Origin of the sequence: Aestuariivirga sp. (assembly GCF_047600585.1) — a bacterium.
Taxonomy (GTDB): domain Bacteria; phylum Pseudomonadota; class Alphaproteobacteria; order Rhizobiales; family Aestuariivirgaceae; genus Aestuariivirga.
Genome location: NZ_JASGKP010000001.1, coordinates 3,521,527 through 3,538,021, shown reverse-complemented (window position 1 = coordinate 3,538,021; position 16,495 = coordinate 3,521,527). Strand labels below are relative to the sequence as shown.

Below are 16,495 nucleotides of genomic sequence, written 5' to 3'. Positions count from 1 at the left end.
ACGCAGGCGAGGCGGCTGTTAACGCTGCCTTTCGGAATCCCCACCAAATTGCTGAAAATTCGAATCAATTTACGCTTGTTTACGGCTTCGGGCGCATCTTCTCCCCATCAGCACGGAGAAACGTGCACCACTCAGGCTCCAAGCCCCTGATCGAAAGGGGCAGGCGCCGACACAGAATTCGGGGAAGTCAAATGCGAGTATCAACTCTGGAGACAATTGCCGGGCGTCAGGTGGACGAGACCCTCGGCGTGGTCCGCGGCACCATCGTCTGGTCGCGCGGCCTCAAGAAGTTCAGCCGCGGCGGCATTCGCGCGGTCGAATACATGACGACGGCCGACGTGGCCGAGGGCCTGAACAAGGCCCGTGAAGACGCCGAGAAGGCACTGGTCCTTCAGGCCGAAGCCATGGGCGCCGATGCCATCGTCGGCATGCGCTTCGAAATCGTGGAGATGGGTGCCGGCCTCTTTTCGGCCAGCGCCATGGGCACCGCAGTAAAGACCTCGGCGACTGCACCCGCCGCTGCTCCGGTCCCGGTTCTGCCGGTCATCCAGCCGGCCCTGCTGCCTGCAATGGCCGCCGCCAACGATGCCGGCGCGGTCATCCTGCCCTTCCGCCGCATGGCCGGTTGAAGGCTTCAAGATTTCCTCTTTCCAAGGGGGCACGACGAAGCTGCCGCACGGCCGGGGGCCCTGCGGCAGTTTCTTTTATTTTCACCCCACATGCTGTAAGGGGCGCGGATCATGAACATTGTCACAAGCATCACCACTTCGCTCGCGCCCGTTCACCGGGAAGGTTACCCCTTCGTGCTCGGCGCCGCCGCCATCACTCTCGTCCTTTTCCTCGTGGGCTGGAACCCGGCCGCCTGGGTGGGCGTGGTCTTCACCCTGTGGTGCGCCTATTTCTTCCGCGATCCCGAGCGGGTGACGCCGCTGCGAAAGGGCCTTGTCATCTCGCCCGCCGACGGCCGCATCAGCTCCATCTCCACCGTCATCCCGCCGCCCGAGCTTGACCTGCCGCGCGAACCGCATGTGCGCATCTCGGTCTTCATGAACGTCTTCGACGTGCACGTGAACCGCAGTCCGCTGGAGGCCCGCCTCACCCGCATCGCCTATGTCCCGGGCGCCTTCCTCAACGCCGAACTCGACAAGGCGAGCGAGGACAACGAACGCCAGGCCCTCACCCTCGAGCTTGATGACGGCACGCGCATCGGCGTCGTGCAGATCGCGGGCCTCATCGCCCGCCGTATCGTCAAGTTCGTGGACGAAGGCGAGCGCCTCAACGTGGGCCAGCGCTTCGGTCTGATCCGCTTCGGCAGCCGCGTCGATGTCTTCCTGCCCACCACGGTGAAGCCGCTCGCCTGTCTCGGCCAGCGCGCCATCGCCGGTGAAACCGTGCTGGCCGATCTCACCGCGACCGAAGCCCAGCGCGAGGGACGCAAGAGCTGATGCAGGGCAACGAGCCGCATCACCCGCCGCCCGCACGGAGCTTCCGGCCCGTGCCGGTGCGCTTCCTCCTGCCCAATCTCATCACGCTGCTGGCGCTGTGCAGCGGCGTCACGGCCATCCGCCTCGCCGTCGAAGGGCGCTATCAGGTGGCGGTTGCGGCAGTCATTCTCGCCTGCGTGCTCGACGCCATCGACGGCCGTCTTGCCCGCCTTCTCAAGGGCACCTCTCGCTTCGGCGCCGAACTCGATTCGCTGGCCGACTTCGTCAACTTCGGTGTGGCGCCCGCCATCCTCATCTATGTCTGGTCGCTCAATGCCATGAAGCCTGCGGGCTGGATCGTGGCGCTCATGCTGTCCATGGCCTGCGCGCTCCGCCTCGCCCGCTTCAACGTGGCGCTGGAAGACCCGAACAAGCCGGCCTTTGCGAACGCCTATTTCACCGGCATCCCTGCGCCTGCGGGTGCGGGCCTCGCCATGGCGCCCATGTATCTGGGCTTCCTCGACATCGTGCCCGACGGCCACACCGTGGCAAAGCCCGTCGCCATCTACATCGTGGCGATCGCCGTGCTGATGGTGAGCCGCGTTCCCACCTTCTCGGGCAAGTCGGTCACCCAGGTGCCGCGCGAGCTGGTGCTGCCCATCCTTGCGGCGGGCGCGCTCTTCGTCGTCTGCCTCATCACCTTCCCGTGGGAAACCATGGTGCTGTCGGCGGCCGTCTATGTGGCGCTCCTGCCGGTCGGTGCAGCAAGCTACTACCGGCAGAAGCGCAAACTGCAGGCCCAGCTCCAGACCCAGTCTGCGTCAGCGGCCGAAAGCCAGCCGCCGGGCGAGTCGCCGCCTCAGGGTTAGACCTTCTCCCACTTGCCGGTCTTGCCGGCCTTGAAGAAGGCATCGATGATCTTCATGCTCTGGATCGCATCCTCGATGCCCCAGACATGCTTCTCTTCCTTGCGGATGACGCGGCCGAAGGCTTCCGCCTCGAGCATGTACTGGTCTGTGACCGGCAGCGAGACCCATTCCCCCACATTCATGTCCATGCCCTGCACGAAGATGCGGTTCGGCTTGTCGGGCGGCGCATTGAAGGGAATCTCCACCTCGATGCGGCCCTTGGTGCCCATGATCTGCACCCGCTGGAAGGGAGCAAGCTGGGTCGAGACGGTGAAGCTCAGGTGGCGGCCCTTGCCAAAGTCGGCGAGGCCGCCCACCAGACGGTCGGTCTTGAACTTGGGATCGTAGTCGATCGTCGCGGCAACCCGCGTCGGCTCCGCCCCGAAGATATAGCGCGACACGGTGATGGGATAGCAGCCGATGTCGAGCAGGCCACCGCCGCCGATGTCCGCCATGTTGCGCACGTTCGCGGCATCGCGGTTGAAGTAGCTGAACATCACCTGGATCGCCCGCACCTCGCCGATCTCGCCCGCCTTGACGCGGCGGCGCGCCTCGAGCCACTGCAGCGCGTGGCGCACCATGAAGGCTTCCGCCACGATGATCTTCTTCGGGATCTTGCGGAGCTTCGTTGCCTCCTTGGCCGTGATGGCGATGGGCTTCTCGCACAGCACGTGCTTTCCCGCCTTGGCTGCAGCGAGCGTCAGCGGCACGTGCAGGTGGTTCGGCAGGGGATTGTAGACAGCGTCAATATCCGGGTCCGCCAGCATCTCCTCATAGGAGCCGTAAGCCTTTGGAATCCCCAGCTTCGCCGCCCAGGTTTTGGCGGTGGAGAGTTTCCGGGACGAAATCGCCGCCACCTCCAGCTCGCTGCTCTTCAGCATGCCGGGAATGACCTTGGCCACGCCGATATTCGCCGTGGAAATGATGCCCCACCTGATCTTCTTCATCCTGTTTCTCCCTGTGGCCCCGGTTGTCTGCCCGGTTCTTCCGTGCGGTCGCTGTTATGGCCGATTGCGGCGTCAAGGTTAAGCGTCGTTCCGGGCCTCTGGAAAGGCGCATCTTACCTTGACGCTCCGCCCCCGCAGGGTCTTACATCGGCACATCAGGTCCGCGGAGAGCCGCGGCCCCAAGAAACAAGAAATTTACAGGGAGTTACAAATCATGAACTTTGCCAAGTCATTGCTGGCCGCCGCCGGATTCGTGGCTGTTTTCGCCTCGAACGCCCAGGCGGGCGATGCCGACAGCTGCAAGGCCGTGCGCTTTGCCGACGTGGGCTGGACCGACATCCAGGTGATCACCGGCATCGCCTCCTCGCTCTTCGATGCGCTGGGCTACCAGTCGGAAGTGAAGACGCTGTCGGTGCCGGTCACCTACGCCTCGCTCAAGAACAAGGACATCGACGTCTTCCTCGGCAACTGGATGCCCTCCATGACCGCCGACGTGAAGCCCTACTTCGACGACAAGTCGGTGGAGCAGCTGCAGCCGCCGAACCTTGAAGGCGCGGGCTACGGCATCGTCGTGCCGCAATACGTGGCCGACGCCGGCATCAAGTCGATCTCCGACCTCGCCGCCAACAAGGACAAGTTCGGCGGCAAGTTCTACGGCATCGAATCCGGCAACGACGGCAACCGCATCATCTCGACGATCATCGGCGACGCCAAGAACAACCTCGCCGGCTGGGAACTGGTTGAAAGTTCGGAAGCAGGCATGCTGACCGAAGCCGAGAAGGCGATGAAGAACAACGAGTGGATCCTCTTCCTCGGCTGGACGCCGCACCCGGTCATGGGTGAGATGAAGATCGCCTATCTCGACGGCGTGGGTGATTACGGCTTCGGCCCCGCCAAGGTCTACACCAACGTCCGCGCCGGCTACCTCAACGAATGCCCGAACGCCGGCAAGCTCGTCTCCAACCTCCGCTTCAACCTGAAGATGGAAGGCGAGATGATGGCCCCCGTGCTGAAGGACGGCAAGGATCCGAAGGAAGTGGCGCTTGAGTGGATCAAGGCCAATCCCGATTCCATCAACGCCTGGCTCGAGGGTGTCACCACCATCGACGGTGGCGACGCCAAGGCCGCAGCCCAGGCGCTGCTGAAGTAATCCCGGACAACAAACGGCGCGGACATCCTCCGCGCCGTTTCCGTCTTCAGGCCTGCAACCACAGGCCGATTCTTCCGACGGGGCACGTCTTCACAGATCATGTCTTAGGTGGGCGCGAGGGGCCATGAACGATCCCATTTCTCTCTGGATCGCCGACAAGGCGAACAAGATTCCGGTGGGTCCTCTGGGGAAGGACCTGATCGATTTCGTCATCACCTGGTTCGAGTGGCTGTTCGATGCCCTGAAGAACGGGCTGAACGCGCTGGTCGAAGGCACGACCTGGATCCTGCTCCAGTGCCCGCCGATCGTGCTGGCGCTGCTCCTCACCGCCGCCGCCTGGTTCATGCAGAAATCCAAGGTGCTCACCGTCGGCGTCCTCCTCGGCCTGCTCTTCATCCTCAATCAGGGCCTGTGGAAGGAAACGGTGCAGACGCTGGTGCTGGTGCTTTATTCGACGGCACTTTCCATGGCGGTCGGCGTGCCGCTCGGCATCTGGGCCGCCCACAAGCCGCGGGTCTGGCAGACGTTGCAGCCGGTCCTCGACCTGATGCAGACCATGCCCACCTTCGTCTATCTCATTCCCATCCTCATCCTCTTCGGGCTTGGTGCCGCCCCTGCCCTCATCGTCACCATCATCTTCGCCATGCCTGCGCCCGTGCGCATGACCTATCTCGGCATCACCTCGATCCCGCGGCCGATGATCGAGGCGGGTGAAAGCTTCGGCGCCACCAAGCGGCAGCTGCTGTGGAAGGTGGAACTGCCGGCGGCGCTGCCCACCATCATGGCGGGCCTCACCCAGTGCATCATGCTCTCGCTCTCGATGGTGGTGATCGCCACCCTGATCGGCGCGCCATCGCTCGGCAATCCGGTCAACCGCGCGCTCAACAACCGCAACATTCCGCTCGGCATTGAGGCGGGCCTCGCGATCGTCGTGCTGGCGATCATCCTCGACCGTGTCCTCGCCGTGAAGCATGGAGGCCGCAAATGACAACCGCGGTCGAATTCCGGAACGTTGACATCATCTTCGGCGACAAGACCGCGACGGCCTTGTCGATGCTCGATGCGGGCAAGAGCCGCGCCGACATTCTCGCCGCAACGGGCTCGGTGCTGGGTGCGGCAGGCGCCAGCCTGCAGGTGCGCGAAGGCGAGATCAGCGTGCTCATGGGTCTCTCGGGCTCGGGCAAGTCGACGCTGCTCCGCGCCGTCAACGGCCTCAACAAGGTGACGCGCGGCGAAGTGCTGGTGAACCACAAGGGCCGCATGGTCGATGTGGTCTCGTGTTCGGCGGAAGAACTGCGCGATGTCCGCCAGCATGCGGTGGCCATGGTCTTCCAGCAGTTCGCGCTGCTCCCCTGGCGCACCGTGGCCGAGAACGCGGGCTTCGGTCTTGAACTGGCGGGCGTACCGGATGAGGAGCGCAAGGCCCGCGTCGACAAGCAGCTGAAGCTTGTCGGCCTCGAGAACTGGGCCGGCAAATACGTGCACGAACTGTCGGGCGGCATGCAGCAGCGCGTCGGCCTTGCCCGCGCCTTTGCGACGGAAGCGCCGATCCTGCTCATGGACGAGCCCTTCTCAGCGCTCGATCCGCTGATCCGCACCAAGCTGCAGGACGAGCTGCTGCAATTGCAGAAGGAACTGAAGAAGACCATCGTCTTCGTCAGCCATGACCTCGAAGAAGCCCTCAAGCTCGGCAACACCATCACCATCATGGAGGGCGGCCGCATCGTCCAGTCGGGCCGGCCCGAGGACATCGTGCTCCGACCCGCCAACGACTATGTGCGCGACTTTATTGCCAATGTGAACCCGCTCTCGGTGCTGACCGCCTGGAACGTGATGCGGGCAACCCACGAACTCGCCACCGACAAGGGCGGCTGGATTCTGGCTCGACCGCCGCAAGACCACCCGCTTCAAGCTGGGGCCGGACAACCGCGTCACCGTGGTGGAGCGCGACGGCGGCCCCGCAAGCTGGATTTCCTGCGCCGAGGCGGACAAGGCCTTCGACCCCAAGACCAGGCCCGTGTTCTGGGCCACGCCCGGCACCTCGCTCAAAACCGTCATGCTGGCCATGCACCGCTCGGAAACGGCCCCCGTTGCCCTCTTCAACGAGGACAACACCTTTGCCGGCGCCATCGGCGTCAGCGACGTGCTGCAGGCGGTGCTGAAACGCCAGGATTAGGGCCTTAACCCTGTCCGGACCGCCGGAACCTGCACCCGGGGCCGCAGCCTGCCGGGTTTGCTTGATTCCGCGGGCTTACCCTGCCAAAGAGCGCGCAACGGCAGGTTCACCGGTTCGCCCGGCCCCTGCGACCCGGCAGATTCCTGAGACATGACCATCGATCCTTCCCTCATCCGCAATTTTTCCATTGTCGCCCACATCGACCACGGCAAGTCCACGCTGGCAGACCGCCTGATCCAGCTGACCGGCGCCGTGTCCGACCGTGAGATGCAGGACCAGATCCTCGACTCGATGGAACTGGAACGGGAACGCGGCATCACCATCAAGGCCAACACCGTCCGCCTCGACTACAAGGCCAAGGACGGCAAGACCTATGTGCTGAACCTGATCGACACCCCCGGGCACGTGGACTTCGCCTACGAAGTGTCGCGCTCGCTCGCCGCCTGCGAAGGCGCCCTGCTGGTGGTCGACGCTTCGCAAGGGGTGGAAGCCCAGACGCTCGCCAACGTCTATCAGGCGATCAATGCCAATCTCGAGATCGTGCCCGTCCTCAACAAGGTCGACCTGCCCGCCGCCGAGCCCGAGCGCATCAAGCAGCAGATCGAGGACGTGATCGGCATCGACGCCTCCGAATCAGTGCTGATCTCGGCCAAGACCGGCCTTGGCGTGCCGGACGTGCTGGAGGCGATCGTCACCCGCCTGCCGCCGCCCAAGGGCAATGCGGATGCGCCGCTCAAGGCCCTGCTCGTCGATTCCTGGTACGACCCCTACCTCGGCGTCGTCGTGCTCGTGCGCATCAAGGACGGCGTGCTCAAGAAGGGCATGAAGGTCAAGATGATGGGAACGGGCGGGCTCTATACCATCGAGCGCGTCGGCGTCTCGCGCCCCAAGAAGGAAACCGTGGCCGAACTGGGCCCGGGCGAGATCGGCTTCTTCACCGCCGCCATCAAGGAAGTGGCCGACACGCGCGTCGGCGACACCATCACCGAAGAGAAGAACCCCACTGCCGAACCACTGCCGGACTTCAAGGAAGCCCAGTCGGTGGTCTTCGCCGGCTTCTTCCCCGTCGATGCCTCGGAGTTCGAGGACCTGCGCGATGCAATGGGCAAGCTCCGCCTCAATGACGCAAGCTTCACCTATGAGATGGAAACCTCGGCGGCACTGGGCTTCGGCTTCCGCTGCGGCTTCCTCGGCCTCCTTCATCTCGAAATCATCCGTGAACGGATCGAACGCGAGTTCAACGTCGAGATCATCACCACCGCGCCGTCGGTCATCTACAAGATCAACATGCGCGACGGCACCCAGATCAGCATGCACAATCCCGCCGACATGCCGGATGTCTCGCTGATCGAATCCATGGAAGAGCCGTGGATCGAGGCGACGATCTTCGTGCCGGACGAATTCCTCGGGTCTGTCCTGAAGCTCTGCACCGACCGCCGCGGCCGCCAGAAGCAGCTCACCTATGCCGGTGCCCGCGCCATGGTGGTCTATGAGCTGCCGCTCAACGAAGTGGTGTTCGATTTCTACGACCGCCTCAAGTCGGTGTCGCGCGGCTATGCCAGCTTCGATTACAAGATGACCGACTACGAGGAGGCCGATCTCGTCAAGCTCAGCATCCTCGTCAACACCGAGCCGGTGGACGCGCTCTCCATGGTGGTGCACCGCTCGCGCGCCGAGCAGCGTGGCCGCGTCATGTGCGAGAAGCTGAAGGAGCTGATTCCGCGCCACATGTTCCAGATCCCCGTGCAGGCGGCGATCGGCGGCAAGATCGTGGCGCGCGAGACGATCTCGGCCATGCGCAAGGACGTGACCGCCAAGTGCTACGGCGGCGACATCTCGCGCAAACGCAAGCTTCTCGACAAGCAAAAGGAAGGCAAGAAGAAGATGCGGCAGTTCGGCAAGGTCGACATCCCGCAGGAAGCCTTCATCTCCGCCCTTAAGATGGACGAGAACTGAGTTCCGCCTTTTCTTCGGCAGGCGCGAGCTTGCCGGCCATCCACCAGCAGAGAAGCGCGATCACGGCACCGGCATAGCCGTCGACGGCATAGTGCCAGCCGAGCACGACCGAACCCATGAGGATGAGAAGCGCAAAGGGCCCGGTGAACCACACGGCCCAGCGCTTTCCCCAGGCCCTGGCCTGCAGGATGAAGAGCACGCTTGTCGCCACATGGAGCGACGGCATGGCGGAGACGCCCTCCACTTCGCCGTGGCCCGCAAGATGGCTCTGCCACAGGGTCTCCTGTGTCGGCACCGCCCAGATGGGATAGATGTCATTCGCCGCCTTCAGCGTGGCGAGCAGATCGGCATAGGGGTTCACGCCTGCAACGGTGAAGCCGTAGAAGCAGGGACCTGCCGAGGAAAACACCGTGCCCAGCACGCAGGTGCCCAAAAGCCACAGGCTCAGATAGGCGATGAGGTAGCGCTGGCGCAGGCGTGAATCCGTCTTGGCATAGCCGAACCAGAAGAAGCAGAAGAGCAGGACGACGAACCAGAGATTATAGCTGACGTTGATGAAGAAGAGCGCCGCGGGCGAACCGACGAGCGGCATCAGCCAGTCATGAGGCAGCGTGCCGCCGTGGATGAGCTTGTCCGTCTCCATCAGTGTCTGGTCCCAGGAGAAGGGCACGGCGAGCGGGATCGATTTCTTGATGGCGATGAAGCCCACGAAAAAGATGCCGTTGGCGAGGAAGGCATGGAGCGCGTTGGCGATGCGGGTGGGCGCGAGGATGTCGGTCTGCAGGCGGTGGAGGAGCGCAATCGAGGGGCGGCCGTCATAGCCCGCACGCCACAGGCGCACGAGATCGAAGGCGAGCCAGGCGCCGATCAGCACGCCGAGGAAGAGCAGCGATGTGCCCGAGACGAGCGAGACGAGGCCATAGTTGACGGGGAGGCCCACGAGGCTGCACTCGATGATGCCCCAGACATAGGCGAGGGTGGCGATGGCATAGACGACGCGATGGCTGGTGAAGCCCGCCCGGACGGCGGCGGCGATGTCGCGGCCATAGTCGCCGAAGCGGATCAGTGAAACGCCGGATGGCTGCAGCGTGGTGACGGACATGGATGGCGCTCTCCCAGGGTGAGGGAGGCTAGACCGCCGCCTGTAAAAGCGGGGTTAAGCGCCTTTTTCCAATGTGAAGCTGGCGCAGAGCAGGTTCTGCTCGGTGCTGTCGAGCGGGGCCTTGTCGATCCGGCAGGCGGGCCCGCCGTCCTGTTCCGCCCGGTGGGCACAGCCCTCGCAGGTGCCGAAGCGGGCGGCCTTCTGGCGGTCGATTTCATGCCCCAGCAGTTCCGAAAGGCCGCGGGCGAAGCGGCGCCTCGTCTTGCCACCGAGGCCATCCAGGTCACGGGCCAGCGCCTGCAGAGGGTCGGAAACAAGCTTGGCCCGTCCCGCCTCGGTCAGGTCGAGCAGCACCTGGCGCTCGTCCACCGCACTGGTGCGGCGGGTGACGAGGCCCTTCCTGGTGAGGGTGAGCAGGCTCTGGGAGACGGTGCCCTTGGTGGTGCCGAGATAGCGCGCCACCGCCCCCGGCGACCGCGACAGGCGGTTGGCCCGGGCGAGGTAGCGCAGCACCTCCCACTGGGCGGGAACCAGCCCTCCCGCATGGCCCGCCTGCCGGAGCAGGCGGCCGAGCCGCTCCAGCCGCGTGGCGATCTCAAGGGCCGGAGGGCTGTCGTCGTCGTCGCTGTCGTCCCTGGCCATCGTGCAAAGTCAGTCCCGGATGTGGGTGGCGGCGGGCCTCAGGCGGTGATTCCCGTGCCGATGGGGCAACTGACACCCGTGCCGCCCAAACCGCAATAGCCCGCGGGGTTCTTGGCCAGGTATTGCTGGTGGTAGGTCTCGGCGAAGTAGAAGGGGCCGGCCGGGGCCAGCTCCGTGGTGATCGCGCCATGGCCCTTTTCGGCCAGCGCCTTCTGGTACATGGCTTTTGACGCGCGGATGACGGGCTCGTCGGCAGGGTCGGTCCAGTAGATGGCCGAGCGGTATTGCGTGCCCACGTCATTGCCCTGGCGCATGCCCTGAGTGGGGTCATGGGCCTCCCAGAAGACCTTGAGCAGGGCCTCGAGGGTGACCTGCTTCGGGTCATAGACCACCAGCACCGACTCGGCATGGCCGGTGGCGCCAGAGCAGACCTCCTCATAGGTGGGATTGGGGGTGAAGCCGCCGGCATTGCCGACCGCCGTCACCCACACGCCCGGCACCTGCCAGAACTTGCGCTCCGCCCCCCAGTAGCAGCCGAGGGCGAAGATCACCGTCCGGCTGCCCGCCGGATAGGGGCCCTTGAGGGCATGGCCGGAGACGAAATGCTTCTCCGCCGTTGGGATGGCCTCGGCCCGGCCCGGCAGGGCGGCGGCCTTTTCGATCATCTCTGCCTTGCGCTTGAAGAACATGGGGTCTTTCTCCTTCTGTCTGACGGAATAGCATATGGGGCGAGGGGACAGAAATGGCCATGGGCCGGCGCATCAAAGCCTTTGGCCGAAAACGCACTTTCCCTTGAGGAGGGCGTGAACAACCCTTGAACCTTTCGAATCCCCGGCTATAAGCCTCCGCGAACGGAAGGGTGGCCGAGTGGTTTAAGGCGCACGCCTGGAACGCGTGTTTACGTGAAAGCGTAACGAGGGTTCGAATCCCTCCTCTTCCGCCATCTCCACATTGCTATGATTTGCCATGCCTTCCCTTCCCGTCTATCAAAGTTTCTGGGGGTATCGGAGGATGGCAATGACTCGTTTTCGGCTGGCGGCAGTGTCCCTGTCGCTTCTTTCCAGTCTGGTGATGGCTGCCCCGGCGGCGCACGCCTTCTGCGGCGTGATCCAGGAAACCGCCAAGTCCAAGGATCCCTCCAAGGCCTCCAAGCAGGCAAGCAAGCTCGCACAGCGCAAGGTCAAGGCGCTGCGCAAGCAATACGGCGCCAAGCTGGTGCTCGATCAGCGCACCGCCAGCTGCCTCGGCGGCGCGCTTGCCATCGATGCCAACGGCAATCAAGTTGTGGGCCCCGCCACCTGCACCGTCACCGTTCCCTTCTGTGTGAACCCGTAGTGACCTGACCTCCGCCCCCGGGCGTCGTCGGCTTTCTTGTCCGGCACCCGCGCGGCGTGCAAGGATGGCGCATGTTCGCGAAGGACGTGAGACATGGCCAAGACAACTCTTCCCGCCAACGCCATCCATCCCGAAACGCTTGCGGACTTGCGCGGCTGGCTCTCACGCAATCATGAAAAGGCTGAGGGCACGTGGCTCGTGTTGTGGAAGAAGGAGAGCGGAAAGGTCCGCCTCGACTACGGTGAACTGGTCGAAGAGCTGCTCTGCTTCGGCTGGATCGACAGCAAGCCGGGCAAGCTCGACGCGCATCGTTCGATGCTGTGGATCGCGCCCCGCAAGGCAGGCACCAACTGGTCGAAGCTGAACAAGGAACGGGTTGAGGCCGCGATCGCCTCAGGCCGCATGACCGCCGCAGGTCTCGCGAAGGTGAAGGCGGCGCAGAAGGACGGCACATGGACAGCGCTTGATGCAGTGGAGGCGCTGGAGCTTCCCGCTGATCTCGTTGCGGCCTTCCGCAAGCACAAGACCGCCGCAACCCATTTCGACGCCTTTCCGCGCTCGGTGAAGCGCAGCATCCTCGAATGGATTGCGAATGCAAAGACGGCGGAGACCCGCGCCAGGCGCATTGCCGAAACAGCCGAACGCGCCGCCGTCAACGAGCGGGCAAACCAGTGGCGGCAACCGAAGGCCGCAAAGGCAAAGACCTGATCCCTGCGATTGTTTCCTTCCGGACACTTCCCGGTTCGCCGCGTCCTTCCATGGAACCAATGGAGGTCACGGGAATTTGAGGCCCACGCACTTCAACGAAGGAGACACCCATGGCCCTCGCCACACTCGACGCCCTGTTCGAAGACATGCTGCGTGACGTCTACTACGCAGAGAAGAAGCTCACCAAGATCCTGCCCAAGATGGCGAAGAAGGCGGCAACGCCCGCGCTCGCCGAAGCCTTCACCGATCATGCAGCGGAAACCGAAGGCCAGGTGGAGCGTCTCGAGAACGTCTTCGAACTTCTCGGCAAGACGCCGCGCGCCAAGAAGTGCGAAGCGCTCGAGGGCCTCGCGGCTGAAGGCGACCACATCATGGAAGAGGCCGAAACGGATGCGATCATGGATGTGGGCCTCATCGCCAGCGCCCAGGCCGTCGAGCACTACGAAATCGCCCGCTACGGCACGCTCATCGCCTGGGCCAATGAACTCGGCCTCACCAAGGCGGTGACGCTGCTCGAGCAGACCCTCGAGGAAGAGAAGGCCGCCGACGAGAAGCTCACCGGTCTTGCGGAAGATGCCAATCCCACGGCCGAGAAGAAGGACCAGTCGGCCGAGGAAGCCGCCTGAGACGTGTTTGACGGCGTGTTGAAGAACTGAACCGCCGGGAGGATCTTCGCATCCTCCCGGCTCCCATGGACACACAGGGATGAACTTCGAAAAGGCGTTTGCGCAGGTCGCTGCGCGGATCTCGCGGCTCGCCGGCACCTCGACAGCCTTCTGTGCAGCCGCCGCGGCGATCGTCATCTGGGCCGTGCTCGGCCCGGTCTTCCACTATTCGCAGCAATGGCAGTTGGTGGTGAACACCGGCACCACCATCGTCACCTTCCTCATGGTCTTCGTCATTCAGAACAGCCAGAACCGCGATGGCCTGGCGCTGCAGATCAAGCTCGATGAGATCATCCGCGCCATCGGGCGCGCCCAGAACATCTACCTCGATCTCGAGAACCGCTCGCAGGAGGAACTGGACGAGATCAAGAGCCAGTTCGAAGCCCTGGCCGCAAAGGCGCGCGCGCGGCAGATGAACGCGCACATGGATGTACCAAAGTGACAGGGAGGCGGCGTCAGCACCGCTCCTGTTCGTCGCCGTTCCGGGTGGCGTGGTCGAGCCGCGTCAGCAGATCGCGGAAGTGCGACGGCATCGGTTCTGTCAGAACCTCGTCATAGAAGGTCCTGAGCCGCGTGCCGATGTAGAGGCTGGCACTCCGGGCTGCCCGCCCGCGGGGTCCCCGTCTCCGCGCGGGGTTTTTCTGCTCCTGGTTTTTCATCTGTTCACCACCGTTCCTGAGAACAGAATCAATTTGAAATCACGGGGTTCCGGGGTGCGGCGCTTTTCCACCGCGAAACTCGGCAAACGTGCTTAATGATCCCTTGCGCGTGCAACATGCAGGCCAGGGATGTGGAGCGGCTGCCACCCCTTCATCTGGTGGTTGAAGCGGCCGCCGCTCACGCTCCGGCACAGTGCTGAAAGTGGCGCCCCAGCGGCACAGTCAGCGACCAGCGCACTCCGTCGTCGCGCACCTCATACTCCGATTGCCCGTCCAGCGCCTGGGCGGTGAGATCCTTCAGCACCCGCGCGCCGAAGCCGGTGCCGGCAAAGGGCTGGGCGGTGGTGCTGGCAGTGGAACAGTTCTCGCTCCAGAGAATCTCGAGCGTGTCGCCCGACACGGTCCAGCCCACGCCGATCCGGGCGTCGCCCGCCGTGAAGGCGCCGTACTTGATCGAATTGGTGATGAGCTCGTAGAGCGCGATCGAGAGATACTGCGCGCCCGTTTCGCTCACCCGGATGGGAACGCCCTTGATGTCGATCCGCGACGAGAGACCAAAGATGTCGGCCTGTGCGGCGACGATGGCCGAGAGCGGATTGTCCTGGGCATTTCCCACCGCCTCCTGCGAGCGGGCAAGCCCCACCATGCGGTGACGGAACAGGCTTTCGAATTCCGTGATCGACCCTGATTGCTTGTAGACCTCGCGGGCAATCGAATTGATCACCGCGAACTGGTTGCGTGTCCGGTGCACCAGCTCGCGGAAGAGGAAGTGGATCTTTTCCTCTGCCAGCTTCCGCTCGGTGATGTCGATGGTGAGGCCGACGTAATTCTCGGCATCGATCTGCACCCGGTGATTGATGAGCCAGATCCAGCTCCCGTCCGCCCGGCGCAGGCGGTATTCATCGCTGGGCTTCGGTTCGAGGCCGCGCGACATCAACTGCCGCGCTTCCGTCATCTTCGCCCGGTCGTCGTCGTGGACCATGGCGAAGAATTCGGATTCGGTCGGCACGGAGTCGGAATAGGGCAGGCCCACCAGCTCGTAGAAGGTCCTGTCCCACTGCATTTTCGATTGCGTGATGTTCCATGTGGCGGCGCGGCCCGCCTTGAGCGACAGCCCGAGCTTGGCGCGCTCCAGCCGCAATTGCGCCTGTTCCCGCTCGAGACGGCGAATGGCTTCGTCGAGCAGGTGGATGATGAAGAGGATGGTGCCGCCCACCATGATGAAGACGAAGACCGAGACGGTCTGGGTGGTGAAGGTCGATGGCGGCGGTGGGTTGAAGACGAAATAGGCGCTCGCCACCGTGCCGAGCAGGAGGGCCACGAGGCCGACACCACGGCCGCCCAGGAAGGCACCTACGATCACGGCGGGAATGAAGATGGCAAGGGTGGGAAGGTTGGGGAGCAGCAGTTTCAGCACAACCGCCGCAGCCATGAGTCCGCCCGCCACGGCAAGCCCGATGAGCGGGCTCCGTTCAAGCCATCTCCGGCGTCTGGCTATCCACATCTGCACGCCGCCTGTATCTCAGTCGGTCTTCGGGTGATCCTCGGCAACACTCTGTCCTTGCAAGTCACGGGGTTCTGTCGCGCCCGGCGGGCGGCAGTGTTGCCGGACCCTTCAAGGCGTCTGGCGGTCTCGTCCCGTGAGTCCAGGGACGTTGTGGACCCTATCACCGGATCGCGGCGACTCACCAGCAAATCCTGAGGCAGGCGCCGGCCACCGGCCATGTCTCTGACGCACCACCCGTCTGGCGCGAGTGCCGCGCAGCGCTGCACGCAACCAGACTTCCGGTGGACCTGTTTTCGACCTATCGTCGGCCGAGCGGGGTGAGGAGAGGAGCGACACATGGCAGAACGGTCATTCCGGGCAGAGCTCGTCGGCTCCTTTTCGAAAGGCGCGGAGGGCAATCCGACAGTCGCCATGATCGAGGCCGCCTTCCGCCACCACGGGCTGAACTGGCGCTACATCAATTGCGAGGTTGAACCGGACAATCTGGGTGACGCGGTGAAGGGCGCCCGCGCCATGGGCTGGCGCGGCTTCAACTGCTCCATCCCCCACAAGGTTGCGGTAATCCCCCATCTCGATGGCCTCGGCGAAAGTGCGGCGATCATCGGTGCGGTCAACTGTGCGGTGGCGCGCGACGGCAAATTCATCGGCGAGAACACCGACGGCAAGGGCTTCCTCACCTCGCTCCGCGCGGTGACGGATCCGGCGGGACGGTCGGTTGTCATGTTCGGGGCAGGTGGAGCCGCCCGTGCCATCGGCGTCGAACTGGCGCTGGCCGGGGCGCGGAGCATCACGGTGGTCAACCGCTCGCCGGAGCGGGGAGCACCACTTGTTGACCTGCTCAACGGAAAGACGAAGGCGAAGGCCGAACTGGTGATCTGGAACGGCACTTACGCCATTCCCTCCGGCACGGGCATCGTCGTCAACGCCACTTCGATCGGTCTCGGCAACGGTCATGTGCCGCTCGACATCGACGTGGCCTCACTGCGGCCCGGCATGGTCGTCTGCGACGTGATCGTCGATCCGCCGGACACGCGCTTCCTGCGGGATGCGAAGGCGCGAGGGTGCACCGTGGTTGACGGCCTCGGCATGCTCGTCAACCAGGGTGTCATCGGCCTCAAGTACTGGACCGGCCTCGATGTCGATCCCGCCAGCATGCGGCAGGCGCTGGTGGAGATCTTCGGGCGTTAGATCCGAAAGTACGCTTCCGTCCTCGGGTGCTGCAACCGGAAGGCTGTGGCCGCGTTTCCAGCACACCGGGTCCATCACCAAGGACGGTTTCACCTTTGGTTCCCAAGGGGGTGACAGTCTTTTCACCT

The 16,495-nt window shown here is 64.1% G+C and carries 17 protein-coding genes, 1 tRNA gene and 1 pseudogene; 13 read left to right on the top strand and 6 right to left on the bottom strand.

Translation table 11 applies throughout. The features are described 5' to 3' along the window. Positions 1-191: 191 nt before the first annotated feature. The 3 genes from QM801_RS17365 to QM801_RS17355 all read left to right on the top strand — a co-directional run bounded on the left by QM801_RS17365 (position 192) and on the right by QM801_RS17355 (position 2,293). Positions 192-629: a heavy metal-binding domain-containing protein gene (locus tag QM801_RS17365; protein WP_415020462.1), complete on the top strand. Its 438-nt coding sequence runs from the start codon at positions 192-194 to the stop codon at positions 627-629. Positions 630-740: 111 nt separating this feature from the next. Further along, on the top strand, positions 741-1,445 hold the full coding sequence (locus tag QM801_RS17360; RefSeq protein WP_415020461.1) for a phosphatidylserine decarboxylase: 705 nt from the start codon (positions 741-743) through the stop codon (positions 1,443-1,445). Further along, positions 1,445-2,293 carry a CDP-alcohol phosphatidyltransferase family protein gene (locus QM801_RS17355; protein WP_415020460.1) on the top strand — a complete coding sequence of 283 codons (849 nt, stop codon included), beginning with the start codon at positions 1,445-1,447 and terminating at the stop codon, positions 2,291-2,293. The genes QM801_RS17360 and QM801_RS17355 overlap by 1 nt, the downstream gene beginning before the upstream one ends. Here the strand turns inward: QM801_RS17355 and QM801_RS17350 are convergent. After that, the gene (locus QM801_RS17350; RefSeq protein ID WP_415020459.1) at positions 2,290-3,279 is read right to left on the bottom strand and encodes a Gfo/Idh/MocA family protein; all 990 of its coding nucleotides are present in this window, start codon (positions 3,277-3,279) and stop codon (positions 2,290-2,292) included. The two genes, QM801_RS17355 and QM801_RS17350, sit on opposite strands and share 4 nt — an antisense overlap. A 214-nt stretch (positions 3,280-3,493) precedes the next feature. Here QM801_RS17350 and choX point away from each other — a divergent pair, with 214 nt between their 5' ends. The 4 genes and pseudogenes from choX (at position 3,494) to lepA (ending at position 8,561) form a co-directional block, all read left to right on the top strand. Beyond that, positions 3,494-4,429 carry a choline ABC transporter substrate-binding protein gene (gene choX, locus QM801_RS17345; RefSeq protein ID WP_415020458.1) on the top strand — a complete coding sequence of 312 codons (936 nt, stop codon included), beginning with the start codon at positions 3,494-3,496 and terminating at the stop codon, positions 4,427-4,429. A 124-nt stretch (positions 4,430-4,553) separates the two neighbouring features. Continuing rightward, on the top strand, positions 4,554-5,417 hold the full coding sequence (choW, locus tag QM801_RS17340) for a choline ABC transporter permease subunit (protein ID WP_415020457.1): 864 nt from the start codon (positions 4,554-4,556) through the stop codon (positions 5,415-5,417). Beyond that, positions 5,414-6,605 (top strand): annotated as a pseudogene (choV, locus tag QM801_RS17335) (choline ABC transporter ATP-binding protein). The gene choW and the pseudogene choV overlap by 4 nt, the downstream one beginning before the upstream one ends. A gap of 150 nt (positions 6,606-6,755) precedes the next feature. Next, the gene (lepA, locus tag QM801_RS17330; protein ID WP_415020456.1) at positions 6,756-8,561 is read left to right on the top strand and encodes a translation elongation factor 4; all 1,806 of its coding nucleotides are present in this window, start codon (positions 6,756-6,758) and stop codon (positions 8,559-8,561) included. Here lepA and QM801_RS17325 read toward each other — a convergent pair. Genes QM801_RS17325 through msrA form a run of 3 tightly spaced genes read right to left on the bottom strand, consistent with a single transcriptional unit; the run spans position 8,542 to position 10,994 of the window. After that, on the bottom strand, positions 8,542-9,663 hold the full coding sequence (locus QM801_RS17325; protein ID WP_415020455.1) for a phosphatase PAP2 family protein: 1,122 nt from the start codon (positions 9,661-9,663) through the stop codon (positions 8,542-8,544). The genes lepA and QM801_RS17325 overlap by 20 nt on opposite strands. 54 nt (positions 9,664-9,717) lie before the next feature. Next, on the bottom strand, positions 9,718-10,305 hold the full coding sequence (locus QM801_RS17320) for a MarR family winged helix-turn-helix transcriptional regulator (protein ID WP_415020454.1): 588 nt from the start codon (positions 10,303-10,305) through the stop codon (positions 9,718-9,720). Positions 10,306-10,343: 38 nt separating this feature from the next. Next, complete coding sequence (gene msrA, locus QM801_RS17315) at positions 10,344-10,994, bottom strand: peptide-methionine (S)-S-oxide reductase MsrA (protein WP_415020453.1); 651 nt, start codon at positions 10,992-10,994, stop codon at positions 10,344-10,346. A 164-nt stretch (positions 10,995-11,158) separates the two neighbouring features. Between msrA and QM801_RS17310 the strand changes: the two genes are divergently transcribed. From QM801_RS17310 to QM801_RS17290, 5 genes are all read left to right on the top strand, one after another. Continuing rightward, positions 11,159-11,248, top strand: a tRNA-Ser gene (locus QM801_RS17310). A gap of 74 nt (positions 11,249-11,322) precedes the next feature. Further along, positions 11,323-11,640 carry a hypothetical protein gene (locus QM801_RS17305; RefSeq protein WP_415020452.1) on the top strand — a complete coding sequence of 106 codons (318 nt, stop codon included), beginning with the start codon at positions 11,323-11,325 and terminating at the stop codon, positions 11,638-11,640. Positions 11,641-11,733: 93 nt separating this feature from the next. Next, positions 11,734-12,348, top strand: a complete 615-nt coding sequence (locus QM801_RS17300) for a YdeI/OmpD-associated family protein (protein WP_415020451.1) — start codon at positions 11,734-11,736, stop codon at positions 12,346-12,348. A 110-nt stretch (positions 12,349-12,458) separates the two neighbouring features. Further along, positions 12,459-12,974 (top strand): ferritin-like domain-containing protein, encoded by a 516-nt coding sequence (locus QM801_RS17295; protein WP_415020450.1) that lies wholly within the window; start codon positions 12,459-12,461, stop codon positions 12,972-12,974. Positions 12,975-13,053: 79 nt separating this feature from the next. Further along, the gene (locus tag QM801_RS17290; protein ID WP_415020449.1) at positions 13,054-13,455 is read left to right on the top strand and encodes a low affinity iron permease family protein; all 402 of its coding nucleotides are present in this window, start codon (positions 13,054-13,056) and stop codon (positions 13,453-13,455) included. A gap of 13 nt (positions 13,456-13,468) precedes the next feature. On the opposite strand, the gene QM801_RS17285 is transcribed toward QM801_RS17290, so the two are convergent. After that, entirely contained in the window at positions 13,469-13,672 is a 204-nt protein-coding gene (locus tag QM801_RS17285; protein WP_415020448.1) for a NepR family anti-sigma factor, read from the bottom strand. 178 nt (positions 13,673-13,850) lie between these two features. Next, entirely contained in the window at positions 13,851-15,176 is a 1,326-nt protein-coding gene (locus QM801_RS17280) for a sensor histidine kinase (RefSeq protein WP_415020447.1), read from the bottom strand. Between the two features lie 339 nt (positions 15,177-15,515). Between QM801_RS17280 and QM801_RS17275 the strand changes: the two genes are divergently transcribed. After that, positions 15,516-16,367, top strand: coding sequence for a shikimate dehydrogenase family protein (locus QM801_RS17275; protein ID WP_415020446.1), 852 nt, complete (start codon positions 15,516-15,518; stop codon positions 16,365-16,367). The last annotated feature ends 128 nt before the right edge of the window (positions 16,368-16,495 follow it).